The organism is Comamonas sp. MYb396 (genome assembly GCF_037479555.1).
Classification (GTDB): Bacteria; Pseudomonadota; Gammaproteobacteria; order Burkholderiales; family Burkholderiaceae_C; genus Comamonas.
This window is the reverse complement of sequence record NZ_JBBGYU010000001.1, coordinates 857,934-871,693: the sequence shown is the minus strand read 5'-3', so window position 1 is coordinate 871,693 and position 13,760 is coordinate 857,934. Positions and strand designations below refer to the sequence as shown.

Genomic DNA, 13,760 nt, shown 5'->3' with positions numbered 1-13,760 from the left:
GCCGGCGCTTTTTGCTGGCGCGGGCCAAGCGCGGCGGGGGGGGCGGCGGCACCCGCCCCGGCCGCCCGGGGGTGGGGGGGGGCCCCGGCGGGGGCGGGCGCGGGGGGCGGCGGCGGCGGACCCGGGGCGGGCGGCGGCGGTGCCACGGGCGGGGGAGGCGGGGGCGGCGTCAGCGGCGCAGGCGCGGCCTGCTCATTGGTGGGCGCCCACAGCTCGGCCTCGACCGAGGGCTGGTCGCTGTCGCGCGGGTTGCGCACGGTCCACAGCAGGGCGACGACCACCAGCAAGTGGGCCGCAGCCGCCACGGTCCAGGACTTGGTCCGCGACGGAGGTTTGGGAGGGGCAAGCTGATCGCGCTCTTGACGAGGAGACATGGACACTCTTCTTACTGGCTGCCACCAGCCACTTGCAGGGCGACACGTTTGACACCGGCCTTCTGCAAGGTCGACATGGCATCGATCACCTTCTGGTAGGCCAGGTCCTTGTCCGCCACGATGAGCATGGCGCTGTCCTCAGGCGGGTTGTCCGCTTGCCAGGCCTTGGCCCGGTCGGCCAGATCGCCCGCGGCCACGGCCTGCGTGACATTGCCGGTCTTGAGCTGGATCGAGCCGTCCTTGTCCAGCAGCACATGGGCGATGTTCTTGGTGGGCGGGCGCTCGCTCTTGCCTGCCTTGGGCAGGTTGATGGCGCCCGGCGTGAGCATGGGGGCGGTGACCATGAAGATGATCAGCAGCACCAGCATCACATCGATGAAGGGCACCATGTTGATCTCGTTGACGGTGCGGCGGTTGCGTTTTCCGCGAGAGGCGACGGCCGGCATGGCTGTTTCCTTTGTATTTAGTGCGCAGCGTGCAGCGGCTGGGCACCCAGGTTGCGCTGCAAGATGTTGGAGAACTCTTCGATGAAGGTTTCTTGCTGGCTGGCGATGCGGTCAATGCCGCTGGAGAAGCGGTTGTAGGCGGTCACGGCGGGAATCGCTGCGAACAGACCCATGGCGGTGGCCACCAGCGCTTCGGCAATGCCGGGCGCGACGGTGGCCAGGGTGATCTGCTCCATGCTGGCAAAGCCGGTGAAGGCATGCATCACGCCCCAGACCGTGCCGAAGAGACCGACATACGGGGAGACCGAGCCGATGGTGCCCAGCAGCGACAGGCCCGATTCGATCTCGTCCATTTCGCGCTGGAAGCTCGCGCGCATCGCGCGGCGCGTGCCGTCCAGCAGGGTGTCGGGGTTGGTGATGTGGCGCTCGCGCAGTTTCTGGTACTCGCGCATGCCGCTGGCAAAGATGCGTTCCATCGGGCCGCAGGCTTTGACGTTGTGCATCGCGTTCTGGTAGAGCTCGTTGAGGCTGGAGCCGGACCAGAAGTCGCTCTCGAAGCTCTCATTCTTGTTCTTGATGGCTTTGAGCATGCCGACCTTGCGCAGGATCGTGGCCCAGCAGGCGACCGAGGCGGCCACCAGGATCAGCATCACGAGTTGCACCACCCAGCTGGCGTGCAAGACCAGGCTGGCAATGGACATTTCTTGGGAATTCATGAGATGGTTTGGATCAGGGATTGAGGAATTCTTGCCGGGCGCATGCTGAGGGCATCGACCCAGCCGATACGGATTGTGCCCTCACACAGCAGCTGAGGTGTATCTGTTGGTTGCTTCTGTTTTAAGAGCACGCGCTGCGCGATCTGCATCGAAGCGCGCCCCGCTTCTTGGAGCTCTGCCGTCACGATGAGTTCATCGTCCAGACGTGCAGGTTGTAAATATTTGATATGGGCTTCGCTGACCACAAACATGCCGCCCACCTGCTCGCGCAGGTGCTGCTGCTCCAGCCCGAGCGAGCGCAGCCATTCGGTGCGGCCCCGCTCCATGAACTTGAGGTAGTTCGCGTAGAACACGATGCCGCCGGCATCGGTGTCCTCCCAGTAAATGCGGATTGGGAACTCAAAGGCCATGGCTATCGCCTTTCAATGGGGCTTTATAGCGTGGCTGAAGGGTGGCGCTGCGCAGCACCCCTTGCAGAGGGGCTGGCAGTGGACAAGGCGCAGCGGTCTGCATCATCAGGCCAGCAGCTTGCGCAGCCGGGCAATGGCCTCTTGCAGCTGCTCCATCGAGTTGGCGGTCGAAAAGCGCACAAAGCGGCCGGTGTCATGGCTGCCAAAGTCGCGCCCCGGCGTGATGGCCAGGTGGGCCCGCTCCATCACCGCATAGGCAAAGTCCCAGGAGCCTTCCACACCGAGCTTCTTGGCCGCCTGCGTGCAATCGGCCCAGGCGTAGAAAGCGCCATCGGGTGCGACCGGCACCGGCAGGCCCAGCGCTTCGAGCGCGGGGATGAAGTAATCGCGCCGGGCCTTGAACTCGGCGCGGCGGCGCTCGTACTCGGCAATGCTCTCGGGCGCAAAACAGGCCAGTGCCGCGTGTTGCGCAATCGTGCTGGCGCAGATGAACAGGTTCTGCGCCACGCGCTCGATCACCGGCACCAGGGCCTCGGGCACCACGGCCCAGCCCAGGCGCCAGCCCGTCATGTTGAAGTATTTGCTGAAGCTGTTGATCGAGATGATGTTGTCATCGATCGCCAGCGCAGTCTGGCCAAAGGCCTCGTCATAGGACAGGCCCAGGTAGATTTCGTCGATGATGGTCAGGCCGTCGCGGGCCTTGACCACCTCGTGGATGCGGCGCAGCTCCTGCGGCGCAATCGAGCTGCCCGTGGGGTTGGAGGGTGAGGCCAGCAGCACGCCACGGGTCTTGTCGCTCCAGGCGGCCTGCACCTTGTCGGCGCTCAGCTGAAAGCGCTCCTCGGCCGTCGTTGGCAGCAGCACGGCCTGGCCTTCTGCGGCGCTGACAAAGTGGCGGTTGCAGGGGTAGCTGGGGTCGGGCATCAGGATCTCGTCGCCGGCGTCGATCAGCGAAAGGCACACGAGCTGCAAGGCAGCCGATGCGCCGGCGGTGATGACGATGCGGCGCGCCGGCACATCGATGCCAAAGCGCTGCTTATACCAGTCAGACAGCGCCTGGCGCAGGGGCTCGATGCCCAGCGCCGGGGTGTACTGCGTGCGGCCTTCGCGGATGGCGCGGTCGGCGGCCTGCTGCACCAGCGGTGGTGCGGTGAAATCCGGCTCGCCGATGTTCAGGAAGATCATCGGCTCCGTGCTGCCCGCCACCTGGGCCGCCAGTGTCTGGGCGGCCTTGGCGACCTCCATCACATAAAACGGCTCAATGCGCTCGGCTCGGGTGGCGATTTTCATGGTCTTCAGCTTGGATCAGAGGACTCCCACAGCGTTGGCGGCATATGGGCAAGCACGGAGTGTGCTATCAAAAGTATAACTGGCAGCAGCTAAGCCCTTAGAAAAAACCGATGCCAGCGCGCAGGCATGGGCATCGGTTGTCAGGGCGATCAGGCCGCGTTGTTGCGGTCAGCAGCCACTTCGACAGCGCGCAAGCTCGGGGCCAGCGCGTTGAGCACGGCGTTCACATACTTGTAGCCATCGGTGCCGCCAAATTCCTTGGCCAGCTCGATGCTCTCGTTGATGACCACGCGCCATGGGACATCCAGGCAGTGCTGGAACTCATAGACGCCAATCCACATGCAGGCATGCTCGATGGGCGAGATCTCTTCCATCTTGCGGTCCAGATGGGGCAGGATCTGCGCATTGAGCTGCTCGGCCGCCTCGATGCAGCCGTGCAGCAGGGCGTCGTAGTGGGCGGCATCGGCCTTGTGAAAGCCCGCCAGGTCGCGCGTGAACAGGTCGATCTCGGTGGCGCTGTTGCCGCTCAGGATGTACTGGTAGAGCGCCTGCAGTGCGAACTCGCGCGAGCGGCTGCGGGTGGACTTGGAGGCGGCCTTGCGCGCGCCGGTGGAGGTCAGACCCTTGCGGGCCTGGCGCGGAGGGCGCTGGCTGGAGGAGGAGTCGCTCTGGTCGTTTTCGTTCATAGTGTTTTCAGCAGATTGGCCATCTCGACAGCGACGATGGCGGCATCGCGCCCCTTGTCGATCTGGCGGGCGATGGCCTGGGCTTCGTTTTCAGTGGTGAGGATGGCGTTGGCCACGGGGATCTGGAAATCCAGGCCGATGCGGGTGACGCCAGCGCCCGATTCGTTGGCCACCAGTTCAAAGTGGTAGGTTTCGCCGCGGATGATGCAGCCCAGCGCAATCAGCGCGTCGAACTCTTCGGATTCAGCCATGGCCTGCAGTGCCACGGGCACTTCGAGTGCGCCGGGTACTTTGACATGGCGGATGTTCTCGGCTTGCACGCCCATGGCGGCCAGCTCCTGCAGGCAGGCCTGGGCCAGGCTGTCGGTGATGCTTTCGTTGAACCGGGCCTGCACAATGCCGATGGCGAGCGCGCTGCCGTCCAGGTTGATGGCACTGCCTTTTTCTGCTCCAAACATGCTGCTTATTCCTTGTTGATGTATCCGGTGATCTCAAGCCCGTAGCCGGCCATGCTGGGCAGGCGGCGGGGCGCGCCCAACAGGCGCATCTTCTGCACGCCGCAGTCGCGCAGGATCTGGGCGCCGATGCCGTAGGTGCGCAGGTCCATGCGGCCCCGCTCGGGCGCTTGCGCAGCGCGCGCCTTGCCGTCGAACTGGCGGATCAGCTGCGAGGCGCTTTCATTGCAGTTGAGCAGCACGGCCACGCCGCAGCTTTGCTGCTGCAAATAGGCCAGGCTCGCGTCCAAGGTCCAGCTGTGCATTGCGCGGCCGGTCTCGAGCAGGTCCATCACCGACAGCGGCTCGTGCACGCGCACAGGCACATCGCTGTCCGTCTGCACGCTGCCCTTGACCAGGGCCATGTGCACCGCGTGGCTGGCATGGTCCTGGTAGAGGTGGGCGGTGAATTCGCCATGCGCCGTTTGCAGCGGGCGGCTGCTGATGCGCTCGACCAGCGATTCGTGGCGGCTGCGGTATTCGATCAGGTCGGCAATGGTGCCGATCTTGATGCCGTGCTCGGCGCAGAACAGCTGCAGATCGGGCAGGCGGGCCATGGTGCCATCGTCCTTCATCACTTCGCAGATGACGGAAGAGGGCGAGCAGCCCGCCAGGCGCGCCAGGTCGCAACCGGCTTCGGTATGGCCGGCACGCATCAGCACGCCGCCGTCCACCGCCTGCAGCGGGAAGATATGGCCGGGCTGCACCAGATCGCTGGCCTGGGCATTGGCGGCCACAGCGGCCTGCACGGTGCGGGCGCGGTCTGCGGCAGAGATGCCGGTGGTCACGCCTTCGGCCGCCTCGATGGAGACGGTGAACGCGGTGGACAGCGGAGCGCCATTGTTGGAGGTCATCTGGCGCAGCTGCAGGCGCTCGCAGCGCTCGCGTGTCAGGGTCAGGCAGATGAGGCCCCGGCCCCACTTGGCCATGAAGTTGATGGCTTCCGGGGTGACATGGTCGGAGGCCAGCACCAGGTCGCCTTCGTTCTCGCGGTCGGCTTCATCGACCAGAACGACCATGCGGCCAGCGCGCATCTCGGCAACAATGTCCTCCACCGGAGAGATCGGCGCAGGGGTCAGGGGGCTGCTCATGGAATGCCTTTAAAGAACTTGTGTCGTGTCTGCGCGCAGATCTGCGGCGCGTGAGACAGTAAAAACCCCAATTTTAGACCAGCTGCTCCCCGGCTGGGCGGCTTTGGCGCTTCTGGGGACTGGCGCAGCGGGTCAATACTCGCCACGCATCAGCACCACATTGCCATCCGGATAGGCCACGCAGGGCAGGATGCAGCCCGCTTCCTTGTCCTCGGCGCTGAGCCCGGGCCATTCAATCTCGTAGTGCACGCTGCCCGATTTCAATCGGCCCACACAGGTGCGGCAGGTGCCATTGCGGCAGGAGCTGGGCCAGTCCACACCGCCTTCTTCCAGCGACTGCAGCAGCGGCGTGTCTGCCCAGGCATCGACCTGGATTTCTTCGTTGTCGATCTGGGCGTTGTAGAGCTCGGGGGTGATGGGCATGGGGTGTGGATCCTGAAGGCCATATCAAAACCATAGCTGCCCAGCCAAGTGTGGTAAGCACTGCTGCCAGGTAGCAAGGATGAGGCCAGTTTTGCTGAAATTGCGGGCAATGTAACACGCGGCTAATAAAAACATGGGCTTAGCGGGTTAAATGGCCCGCGATGCGCAGTTATCCACATGGTTGTTCAGCCATTTTCGGGATAACCCTAGCGCAGCGCTGGCTGCTGCCCTGCATTGTCGCCCCCGCGTCTGTCGCCCAAGCGGCGCGCAAAGCAAATGTGAACACGTACAGTGCGAATGCATCCGGGGCTGCAAGCCTCTTCCAACATTGGGCGGCACAAGCGCCCGCATGGTGTAAAGGTGCGAACGTATGGGTTTGGATTTCAGCGACAAGGTAGCGATTGTGACGGGGGCCGGCGGCGGGCTGGGGCGTGAACATGCGTTGGCGCTGGCCCGGCGCGGGGCCAAGGTGCTGGTCAATGACCCGGGCGGCGCGGTGGACGGGCAGGGCAACTCGTCAGCGGCCGAGAAGGTGGTGCGCGAGATCGAGGCGCTGGGCGGCGTTGCCATGGCCAGCCATGCCTCGGTGACCGACTGGCCGGCGGTGCAGGCCATGGTGGCCCAGGTGGTCGAGCGCTGGGGCCAGGTCGATGTGCTGGTCAACAATGCCGGCACCTTGCGCGACAAGAGCTTTGCCAAGATGGAGATGGACGACTTCCGCGCCGTGCTGGAAGTGCATCTGATGGGCAGCGTGCACTGCTGCAAGGCCGTGTGGCCCTTCATGCAGGCAGCGCACTACGGCCGCATTCTGGTGACGACCTCGTCATCGGGCCTGTTTGGCAACTTTGGCCAGAGCAACTATGCCGCCGCCAAGATGGCACTGGTGGGCCTGATGCAGACCCTGGCGCTGGAGGGGGCCAAGTACAACATCCATGTGAATGCGCTCGCGCCCACGGCCGCCACGCGCATGACCGACGGCCTGCTGGCGCCCGAGATGCTGCGCGCACTGCGGCCCGAGCTGGTGAGCCCGGCCATGCTGGCGCTGGTGCATGAGAGCGCGCCGACGCGGGCCATCGTCTGTGCAGGCGCTGGCAGCTTCGAGGCCTCGCACATCACGATGACGCGCGGGCTGCACCTGAGCGCCGACAGCGTACCGGTCGACGAGATGGATGCCCACCTGGCCCAGCAATGGGCCGAGCTGACCGACCGCCAGGGCGATATCGTGCCGGACAACGGTTTTGTGCAGGGTGACCTGGAAATCCGCAAGGCCCAGCAAAAGCTGCACTAAGGCGCCGGCCCGCGCTGGGTGCTGGGGCAGGTCCCCCGGTGCCCTGGTGCCGGGCTTTTTTTGCGGTGCAGAAAACAACAGCGCGGGCGATCGCTACACGTTCTTACCAAGCCGTGCTGCGGGTATCGGGCTAAATCCCGAAGCCCGGTCAGGCTGAGCGTGCAATACTCTGCCAGTCGCCGGGCAACCTGCTATCGTGCAGCCCGGCTTAGACAAGAACAACGCAGATGAACCATATCCAAGAACGCATTGATGCCATCGGCACCCAGCGCCTGCTGGGCATTGGGCGAGGCATCGAGAAAGAAGGCTTGCGCGTGACCGACGAGGGGGCGCTGGCGCTCACGCCGCATCCGGCCGCTTTGGGCTCGGCGCTGACGCACAGCAGCATCACGACCGATTTCAGCGAGTCGCAGATCGAGATCATCACTGGCGTGCACCAGGGCGTGCAGGCCTGCCTCGATGAGCTCTCCGAGGTGCACCAGTACGTCTACCAGGTTCTTCAAGCCAATGACGAGCGGCTGTGGATCTCGAGCATGCCTTGCTCGCTGCCTTCGGACGAGACCATTCCGCTGGGGCGCTATGGCACCTCGCACATTGGCCGCTCCAAAAGTATCTACCGCATGGGCCTGGGCCACCGCTATGGCCGCCGCATGCAGACCATCTCGGGCATCCACTACAACTGGTCGATGCCAGGCGTGAGCAGCGAGGCCTATTTTGGTCTGATCCGCAATTTCCGCCGCCAGGCCTTTTTGCTGCTTTATCTCTTTGGCGCGTCGCCCGTGCTCTGTCCTTGCTTTGTGCAGGGCCGCCCGCACCAGCTTCAGCCGCTGGGCGATGGCCAGGGTGCCCTGCACCTGCCCCATGCAACCTCGCTGCGCATGGGGCGCCTGGGCTACCAAAGCGATGCCCAGGCCTCGATCAGCGTCAGCTACAACGACCTCAAGGGCTATGCCGATTCGCTCTATGGCGCCTTGACCCAGCCGTATCCAGCCTATGAAAAAGTGGGTGTGATCAACCCGGGCGGGGAGTACAACCAGCTGGGCACCAGCCTGCTGCAGATCGAAAACGAGTTCTACGGCACCATCCGCCCCAAGCGCACGGTGCAGCGCGGCGAGCGCCCGCTGCATGCGCTGCGCGAGCGCGGTGTCGAGTATGTCGAAGTGCGCTTGATGGACATCAATCCGTTTGACAGCATGGGCATCTCGGCCCCGACGATGCGCTTGCTCGATGTCTTCTTGCTGCACTGCCTGCTGAGCGACAGCCCGCCCGATTCGCCCGCTGAAATCGCCGAGATGAAGCACAACCAGCACATGGTGGCCGAGCGCGGCCGCGAGCCGGGCCTGACCCTGCAACGCCAGGGCCAGGAAGTGCTGCTGACCGACTGGGCCCAAGAGGTGCTGCAAGCCTGCCAGCCCATTGCGGCGGCGCTGGACCAGGCCCATGGCACGCAGGACTACAGCCAGGCGCTCCAGCAATCCCAGCATCTGCTGGCCCACCCCGAGCAAACACCATCGGCCCAGGTGCTGGCGGTGGTCAGCGAGCAGTTTGGCACCTCGTTCAAGGCCTTTGGCGCCGCCCAGTCGCAATGGGCCCGCGAGCAGACCCTCGCCCGCCCCTGGAGCGATGCGCTGACGGCCAAGTACCAGCAGCGTGCGGCCGAGTCGATCAAGGCGCAAAAGGACATGGAAGCGGCGGACACGGTGCCGTTCGAAGAATGGCGCCAGTGCTATATGTCTCCCGAACACCTGGTCGTGTCTTGATAGACCTCATGCCCTAGAGCCCGCTGCTGCGGGCTTTTTTGTTGCTGGCACGCTGCAGCGGGCGGGGGCAGAATGCAAGCGTTTGCAAGAAGCTTTGCGCTTCTGTTTTGATAGCTGCCCGCGTTGGCTATCATTTGTCCGACATCTTTGGGTGTTGATTTCTCGTATTGTTCTGCCATGGCGCACTTCTCTTCCGACCGCAGCTGGCGCACGTTCAAGCGTGGCCTGCTCAACCACTATGTGCTCAACGGGCTGGAAGTGGCGCTGGGCCTCTTTCTGGTAACCACGCTGGTGCAACTGATCTGGGGCACGCAGCATGCGGCGGCGGCCTCGGTCGGGGTCATCGTCACCATCGTGGTCGACAATCCGGCGCCGCGCCGGGGCAAGTTCTGGCGCATGCTGCCTGCGCCCTTGCTGGGGGCACCGCTGTTTTTCATGGTGCAGCTGATGCACCAGCACCTCGTGCTGCTGGGCCTGGTGGCCGTGCTGTCGACCTTTCTGGGCTTTTTGTGGATGGCCTGGGGCAAGCGCGGCGCGCCGATTGCCATTGCGGTGGTGCTGGCCATGGTGCTGGGCATGTCGGTGCCCAAACCGGCCGAGGGGCAGCTGCTGGCCGCAGCGGCTGAATCGACGATGTTCTTCAGCATCGGCGCCGGCATGTTCCTGGTGTATGCGGTGATCGCCAACACCTTGCTCAATTTCCGCTACCGCGTGCAGTTCATTGCCGATACCGTGCTGTCGCTGGCCGCCTTGATGCTGGAGCAGGCGCGCATGGTGCTGCCCGAGGCGGCCCGCCATGTCGGGCTGGAAGGCGAGACGGTCGATGGCGAAGCCTATGGCGACAACCTGGCCGACCGCAATTTTGGCAAGTTCTCGCGTGGGGGTGCACCCCAGCAGCACATGGGCCAGCTGATGGCCCGCCACGCCGCTTTTGCCGACCAGTTGCAAGCCGCCCGCGACATTGTGCTGGAGAGCCCGCGCACCCCCCGCCGCCAGCGCCTGGCCGGCATGCTGATGCAGATGCTGGAGATCCGCGACCACCTGCTCGCCTGCGAGCTGGACCTGGAGCATCTGCGCAAGTCGCCCGAGCAGGCGCCGATGCTGCTGGCCCAGCAGGCCATGCTGCGCGCCCTGGCGATGGAGGTGGTGCACCTGGCCGACAGCCTGCTGCTGGGCCGCAAGCCCCGCGCGATGAGCAACCTGGACGCCTTGCTGCGCCCCATGCAGATGGCCAGCAAGCTGCCCGCGCAGCGGCTCGAAGAATCGCTGCCCGACCACTACGACACGGACGTCTCGCCCCAGGCGCTGTCACGCGAGCTGAGCGAGCGCATTGTGCGCATCCATGAAGAGGTCAACCGCTTGATCGGCCTGGGCCGCGACGAGGTCGAGCCCGATCTGGCCGTGGTGCGCGCCAGCTGGCAGATGTTTGTCAGCCCGACTGCCTGGTCCTGGACGCCGTTCAAGGGCCTGATGAGCTGGGATGCGCCTCCGCTGCGCCATGCCATCCGCGCGGCGCTGGCCATTGCGGTGGGCTACCTGGTGGTGCAGGTGCTGCCCTGGAATGCCCATGCCTACTGGGTGCTGCTGACGATTGTGGTGGTGCTGCGCGGCAGCCTGGCGCAGACCCTGGAGCGGCGCACGGTGCGGGTGCTGGGCACCTTGCTGGGCTGCGTGGCGGCGCTGGCGATTTTGTCGGCGCATCTGTCGCCGCTGGGTTTGATTCTGTGCCTGACCCTGGCCCAGGGCGTCTCGCACGGCTTTGCGCTGCGCCGCTACCTGTTCACCGCGATGGGCGCGACGGTGCTGGGCCTGGTGCAGGCGCATATGCTGCATGCCGGGGGCAGCACCACCTTCCATATGTTCGAGCGCGTGGTCGATACCTTGATCGGCACCGGCATTGCCTGGGCCTTTGCCTATGTGCTGCCGTCCTGGGAGCGCTCGCAGCTGCCGGCGCTGGTGCAGCGGGTGCTCAAGGCCCAGGCCGCGCATGCCAGCACCTCGCTGGCCGTGGACCAACTGCAGGCCGTGGACAATGCGCCCGAGCTGGCCTGGCGCCTGGCGCGGCGCGAGGCCTATGACAGCCTGTCGGCGCTGGTGCAGGCCGTTGACCGCTCGCTCAAGGAGCCGCGCGCCGTGCAGCCGCCGCTGCAGGCGCTCGAGCTGTTCCAGGCCCATTGCTACCAGTTGCTGGGCCAGATGTCCTCGGTCAAGATCATGCTGATGATGCGCCGGGGCCAGACGCCGTCGCCGTTTGCGGTGCAGCAGCTCCAGGACACCGCTGCCACCATCGATGCCTGCCTGCTGCAGGCGCCGCCGTTGCCGACTGCGGGCGATGCCGAGGCCCAGCGCCCCGCCAAGATGCCGGCGCCCGAGCGCGTGCCCGGCCCGGAAGACCGCGACCAACTCATTCCCTGGCTGATGCGGCGCCTGGCCACGGCGCGCATTCTGGCCGGCCAGCTGCAGCAGGATGCGGTGCAGATCCGCCAGCTGCTGGCGCGCGAGGAGACCTTGCCGCCCGTGCAGGCAGAACCGACTCAGGCGCAGTCCACATGAGCGTGAAAAAAGACGGAGGGCTTAGGACTGCAGCGCCTCCAGCGCGCATTCCTGCCAGTACATCGCCGCGGCAAAAAAACCTTCCCAGACGCAGCCATTGCAGCCCCGGCCGCAGCAGGTGGTGGGGGCTGCCGGGGGCTCGCGCAGGCTGATCTGCCGGGCGCTGGCGCTGGCCTGCAGCGCGGCAAAGCACTGGCGTGCCTCGCGCAGGCTGCCCAGCGGCTGGACGCTGAGGGCGGCAGCGTTCACTGCTCGGGCCGGGGCGGCACGGCCTTGCGGCGCAGGCCAAAGCGCAGCACAAAAGCCGCGCCCAATACCAGGGAAAACCAACCCACTGCCGGGGCCTTGGCGAAAACTCCCTGCACAATATCGCCCTGAGCGACATAGGGCGAGACGACGATCACCAGCCCTATCAAGACCAAGATGATGCCTTTGATGAGCAGGTCCTGATCGGATTTGCGCTGCGCATCCCACTGGCGTTGAGATAAAGAAGACATGGCAGCATTATCCGGCACAGCGCGCCTGCGTGCGCACCGCCTGCCTGCCATTCCCCCGAAAGCAAGAGTATGAGTATCCAATGGTTCCCCGGGCATATGCACCTGACGCGCAAGCTGATTGCCGAGCGCATCAAAGACATCGATGTGGTCATCGAGGTGCTCGATGCACGCATGCCTGGATCGAGTGCCAACCCGGCGCTGACGGAGCTGACCGGCCACAAGCCCACGCTCAAGATCATCAACAAGCAGGACATGGCCGATGCCAGCCGCACGGCGCTGTGGGTGGCTTGGTATGAGGCCCAGCACGAAACCAAGGCCTTGCCGCTCGATGCCAGCGAGCCGGCCCCGGCCAAGCGCCTGGTGGAGGCCTGCCGCCAACTGGCCCCCGGGCGCGGTGGCCTGGCCAAGCCCATGCGCGTGCTGATCTGCGGCGTGCCCAACGTGGGCAAGTCCACCCTGATCAACAGCATGAGCGGCAAAGGCCAGGCCAAGGCGGGTGACGAGGCCGGTGTGACCAAGGACGAGCAGCGCATTGTGCTGGCCGATGACTTCTACCTCTGGGACACGCCCGGCATGCTCTGGCCCAAGATCATCGTGCCCGAGTCGGGCTACAACCTGGCGGCCTGCGGATCGGTGGGGCGCAATGCCTATGACGACGAACTGGTGGCGCTGGAGCTGCTGCTGTACCTGCAAAAGCACTACCCGCGCCAGCTGGACGAGCGCTACAAGCTGGGGCTCGAAGATGCGGACATCGCTGCGCTGAGCGATGACGAGCTGCTGACCTTGATTGGCAAGAAGCGCGGCGCAGTCATGGGCGGCGGGCGCATCAACATGCAAAAGGCCGCTGAGCTGCTGATCACCGACTTTCGCACCCAGATGCTGGGCCGCATCACCGTGGAGACGCCGGCAGAGTTTGAGCAATGGCGGGCGGCGGGCGAGGCGGCCGAGGCCTTGCAGCAAGCCAAGAAGGCTGAACACGCCAAGCACCGCAAGGCCGGCCGCAAGCGCTACTGATCCGCATGCTGCGTCAGCGGCGGTTTTGGCCACCGTGGGCGCGTTGCTGCGTTTTATGCGCACAAAGCCGCGCAAAAGCGGCCAAAGCCAGCGGTTGCTGTGGGATTTTATGCAACAAGCGGTATATGGGCCTTGCATTCTTGAGAAATAACCGCTATAGTCCAGCCTTCGTCTTCTTATCGCTGCAGCAACGAATGACCTTCTGCAGCGCACTATTGGGAGTTTTTGCTATGTCCTGTTTCATGTTCAACCCTCTCCACTGAACACGGTTTCTGCCCCGGCTAAACCATGTTCATATGGTTTAGCCTTGGCCCAGATCGCCGCCTGCACCACTGCAGCCGGGATCGACAAAAGCCCTGGCTACTTCGCCGGGGCTTTTTGTTTTGGGGTTTTGCTGCGCCAGCCACCAGGCCATCGGCGCGCCAGGCCCCTGAGGAACCGCACAGATGAGTGCAAAAACAGTTTCCCGTGCCTTTGAAGAGGGCCGGGTCAAGGCTTTGCGCCGCATGAAGCAGCCGATCGCGCTGCTGATCGTGGCCGATGCCACTCCTTTCAATCCTGTTGCCAAGGCCATGGCCCAGCGGCGTCTGTCCGGCGCTGCGGGCAAGCACATCCGCAGCCAGGGCGCCCAGCGCCGTGCCGACCGGATGGCCTTGCAGCAGATGACCCGCAAAGCCGACCATGGGGATTGAGCGGCTGCGCAGGATGAAGAGACAGC

General features: G+C 64.9%; 15 protein-coding genes. 5 read left to right on the top strand and 10 right to left on the bottom strand.

Annotation, left to right across the window (positions count from 1 at the left end; translation table 11 throughout):
* Positions 1-385: 385 nt before the first annotated feature.
* From WH265_RS04025 to WH265_RS03990, 8 genes are all read right to left on the bottom strand, one after another.
* Positions 386-820 (bottom strand): ExbD/TolR family protein, encoded by a 435-nt coding sequence (locus WH265_RS04025; RefSeq protein ID WP_021027304.1) that lies wholly within the window; start codon positions 818-820, stop codon positions 386-388.
* 17 nt (positions 821-837) lie between these two features.
* The gene (gene tolQ, locus WH265_RS04020; RefSeq protein WP_021027305.1) at positions 838-1,536 is read right to left on the bottom strand and encodes a protein TolQ; all 699 of its coding nucleotides are present in this window, start codon (positions 1,534-1,536) and stop codon (positions 838-840) included.
* Positions 1,533-1,946 carry a tol-pal system-associated acyl-CoA thioesterase gene (gene ybgC, locus WH265_RS04015; RefSeq protein ID WP_339536974.1) on the bottom strand — a complete coding sequence of 138 codons (414 nt, stop codon included), beginning with the start codon at positions 1,944-1,946 and terminating at the stop codon, positions 1,533-1,535. Before ybgC ends, tolQ begins: the two co-directional genes overlap by 4 nt.
* Positions 1,947-2,051: 105 nt before the next feature.
* A complete protein-coding gene (locus tag WH265_RS04010) occupies positions 2,052-3,236 on the bottom strand; it encodes a pyridoxal phosphate-dependent aminotransferase (RefSeq protein WP_339557395.1) in 1,185 nt (394 codons plus the stop codon).
* Positions 3,237-3,385: 149 nt separating this feature from the next.
* The gene (gene nusB, locus WH265_RS04005) at positions 3,386-3,922 is read right to left on the bottom strand and encodes a transcription antitermination factor NusB (protein WP_021027308.1); all 537 of its coding nucleotides are present in this window, start codon (positions 3,920-3,922) and stop codon (positions 3,386-3,388) included.
* Positions 3,919-4,380, bottom strand: coding sequence for a 6,7-dimethyl-8-ribityllumazine synthase (gene ribH, locus WH265_RS04000; RefSeq protein WP_021027309.1), 462 nt, complete (start codon positions 4,378-4,380; stop codon positions 3,919-3,921). Before ribH ends, nusB begins: the two co-directional genes overlap by 4 nt.
* A gap of 5 nt (positions 4,381-4,385) precedes the next feature.
* Complete coding sequence (ribBA, locus tag WH265_RS03995) at positions 4,386-5,507, bottom strand: bifunctional 3,4-dihydroxy-2-butanone-4-phosphate synthase/GTP cyclohydrolase II (RefSeq protein ID WP_339557394.1); 1,122 nt, start codon at positions 5,505-5,507, stop codon at positions 4,386-4,388.
* Between the two features lie 132 nt (positions 5,508-5,639).
* Positions 5,640-5,930, bottom strand: coding sequence for a 2Fe-2S iron-sulfur cluster-binding protein (locus WH265_RS03990; RefSeq protein ID WP_021027311.1), 291 nt, complete (start codon positions 5,928-5,930; stop codon positions 5,640-5,642).
* Between the two features lie 370 nt (positions 5,931-6,300).
* Here WH265_RS03990 and WH265_RS03985 point away from each other — a divergent pair, with 370 nt between their 5' ends.
* The 3 genes from WH265_RS03985 (at position 6,301) to WH265_RS03975 (ending at position 11,531) form a co-directional block, all read left to right on the top strand.
* Positions 6,301-7,218, top strand: a complete 918-nt coding sequence (locus WH265_RS03985) for an SDR family NAD(P)-dependent oxidoreductase (protein WP_312986755.1) — start codon at positions 6,301-6,303, stop codon at positions 7,216-7,218.
* Positions 7,219-7,445: 227 nt separating this feature from the next.
* Positions 7,446-8,978, top strand: a complete 1,533-nt coding sequence (gshA, locus tag WH265_RS03980; RefSeq protein WP_339557393.1) for a glutamate--cysteine ligase — start codon at positions 7,446-7,448, stop codon at positions 8,976-8,978.
* 177 nt (positions 8,979-9,155) lie between these two features.
* Positions 9,156-11,531, top strand: a complete 2,376-nt coding sequence (locus tag WH265_RS03975; RefSeq protein WP_339557392.1) for an FUSC family protein — start codon at positions 9,156-9,158, stop codon at positions 11,529-11,531.
* Between the two features lie 21 nt (positions 11,532-11,552).
* Here WH265_RS03975 and WH265_RS03970 read toward each other — a convergent pair whose 3' ends face one another.
* Both WH265_RS03970 and WH265_RS03965 read right to left on the bottom strand, forming a co-directional pair.
* Entirely contained in the window at positions 11,553-11,780 is a 228-nt protein-coding gene (locus WH265_RS03970) for an oxidoreductase-like domain-containing protein (protein WP_339536970.1), read from the bottom strand.
* Positions 11,777-12,028 carry a hypothetical protein gene (locus tag WH265_RS03965; protein ID WP_021027316.1) on the bottom strand — a complete coding sequence of 84 codons (252 nt, stop codon included), beginning with the start codon at positions 12,026-12,028 and terminating at the stop codon, positions 11,777-11,779. The genes WH265_RS03970 and WH265_RS03965 overlap by 4 nt, the downstream gene beginning before the upstream one ends.
* A gap of 69 nt (positions 12,029-12,097) precedes the next feature.
* Between WH265_RS03965 and ylqF the strand changes: the two genes are divergently transcribed.
* A complete protein-coding gene (ylqF, locus tag WH265_RS03960; protein ID WP_116924437.1) occupies positions 12,098-13,042 on the top strand; it encodes a ribosome biogenesis GTPase YlqF in 945 nt (314 codons plus the stop codon).
* Positions 13,043-13,488: 446 nt separating this feature from the next.
* On the top strand, positions 13,489-13,734 hold the full coding sequence (locus WH265_RS03955; RefSeq protein ID WP_021027318.1) for a hypothetical protein: 246 nt from the start codon (positions 13,489-13,491) through the stop codon (positions 13,732-13,734).
* Positions 13,735-13,760: the final 26 nt, after the last annotated feature.

Bases quoted from the DNA above. Each gene is read 5' to 3' on its own strand.
- gshA (WP_339557393.1), top strand. From the start codon at position 7,446: ATGAACCATATCCAAGAACGCATTGATGCCATCGGCACCCAGCGCCTG.
- WH265_RS04025 (WP_021027304.1), bottom strand. From the start codon at position 820: ATGCCGGCCGTCGCCTCTCGCGGAAAACGCAACCGCCGCACCGTCAAC.
- WH265_RS03985 (WP_312986755.1), top strand. From the start codon at position 6,301: ATGGGTTTGGATTTCAGCGACAAGGTAGCGATTGTGACGGGGGCCGGC.
- WH265_RS03955 (WP_021027318.1), top strand. From the start codon at position 13,489: ATGAGTGCAAAAACAGTTTCCCGTGCCTTTGAAGAGGGCCGGGTCAAG.
- ylqF (WP_116924437.1), top strand. From the start codon at position 12,098: ATGAGTATCCAATGGTTCCCCGGGCATATGCACCTGACGCGCAAGCTG.
- WH265_RS03990 (WP_021027311.1), bottom strand. From the start codon at position 5,930: ATGCCCATCACCCCCGAGCTCTACAACGCCCAGATCGACAACGAAGAA.
- nusB (WP_021027308.1), bottom strand. From the start codon at position 3,922: ATGAACGAAAACGACCAGAGCGACTCCTCCTCCAGCCAGCGCCCTCCG.
- WH265_RS03975 (WP_339557392.1), top strand. From the start codon at position 9,156: ATGGCGCACTTCTCTTCCGACCGCAGCTGGCGCACGTTCAAGCGTGGC.
- WH265_RS03965 (WP_021027316.1), bottom strand. From the start codon at position 12,028: ATGTCTTCTTTATCTCAACGCCAGTGGGATGCGCAGCGCAAATCCGAT.
- tolQ (WP_021027305.1), bottom strand. From the start codon at position 1,536: ATGAATTCCCAAGAAATGTCCATTGCCAGCCTGGTCTTGCACGCCAGC.
- WH265_RS04010 (WP_339557395.1), bottom strand. From the start codon at position 3,236: ATGAAAATCGCCACCCGAGCCGAGCGCATTGAGCCGTTTTATGTGATG.
- ribBA (WP_339557394.1), bottom strand. From the start codon at position 5,507: ATGAGCAGCCCCCTGACCCCTGCGCCGATCTCTCCGGTGGAGGACATT.
- ybgC (WP_339536974.1), bottom strand. From the start codon at position 1,946: ATGGCCTTTGAGTTCCCAATCCGCATTTACTGGGAGGACACCGATGCC.
- ribH (WP_021027309.1), bottom strand. From the start codon at position 4,380: ATGTTTGGAGCAGAAAAAGGCAGTGCCATCAACCTGGACGGCAGCGCG.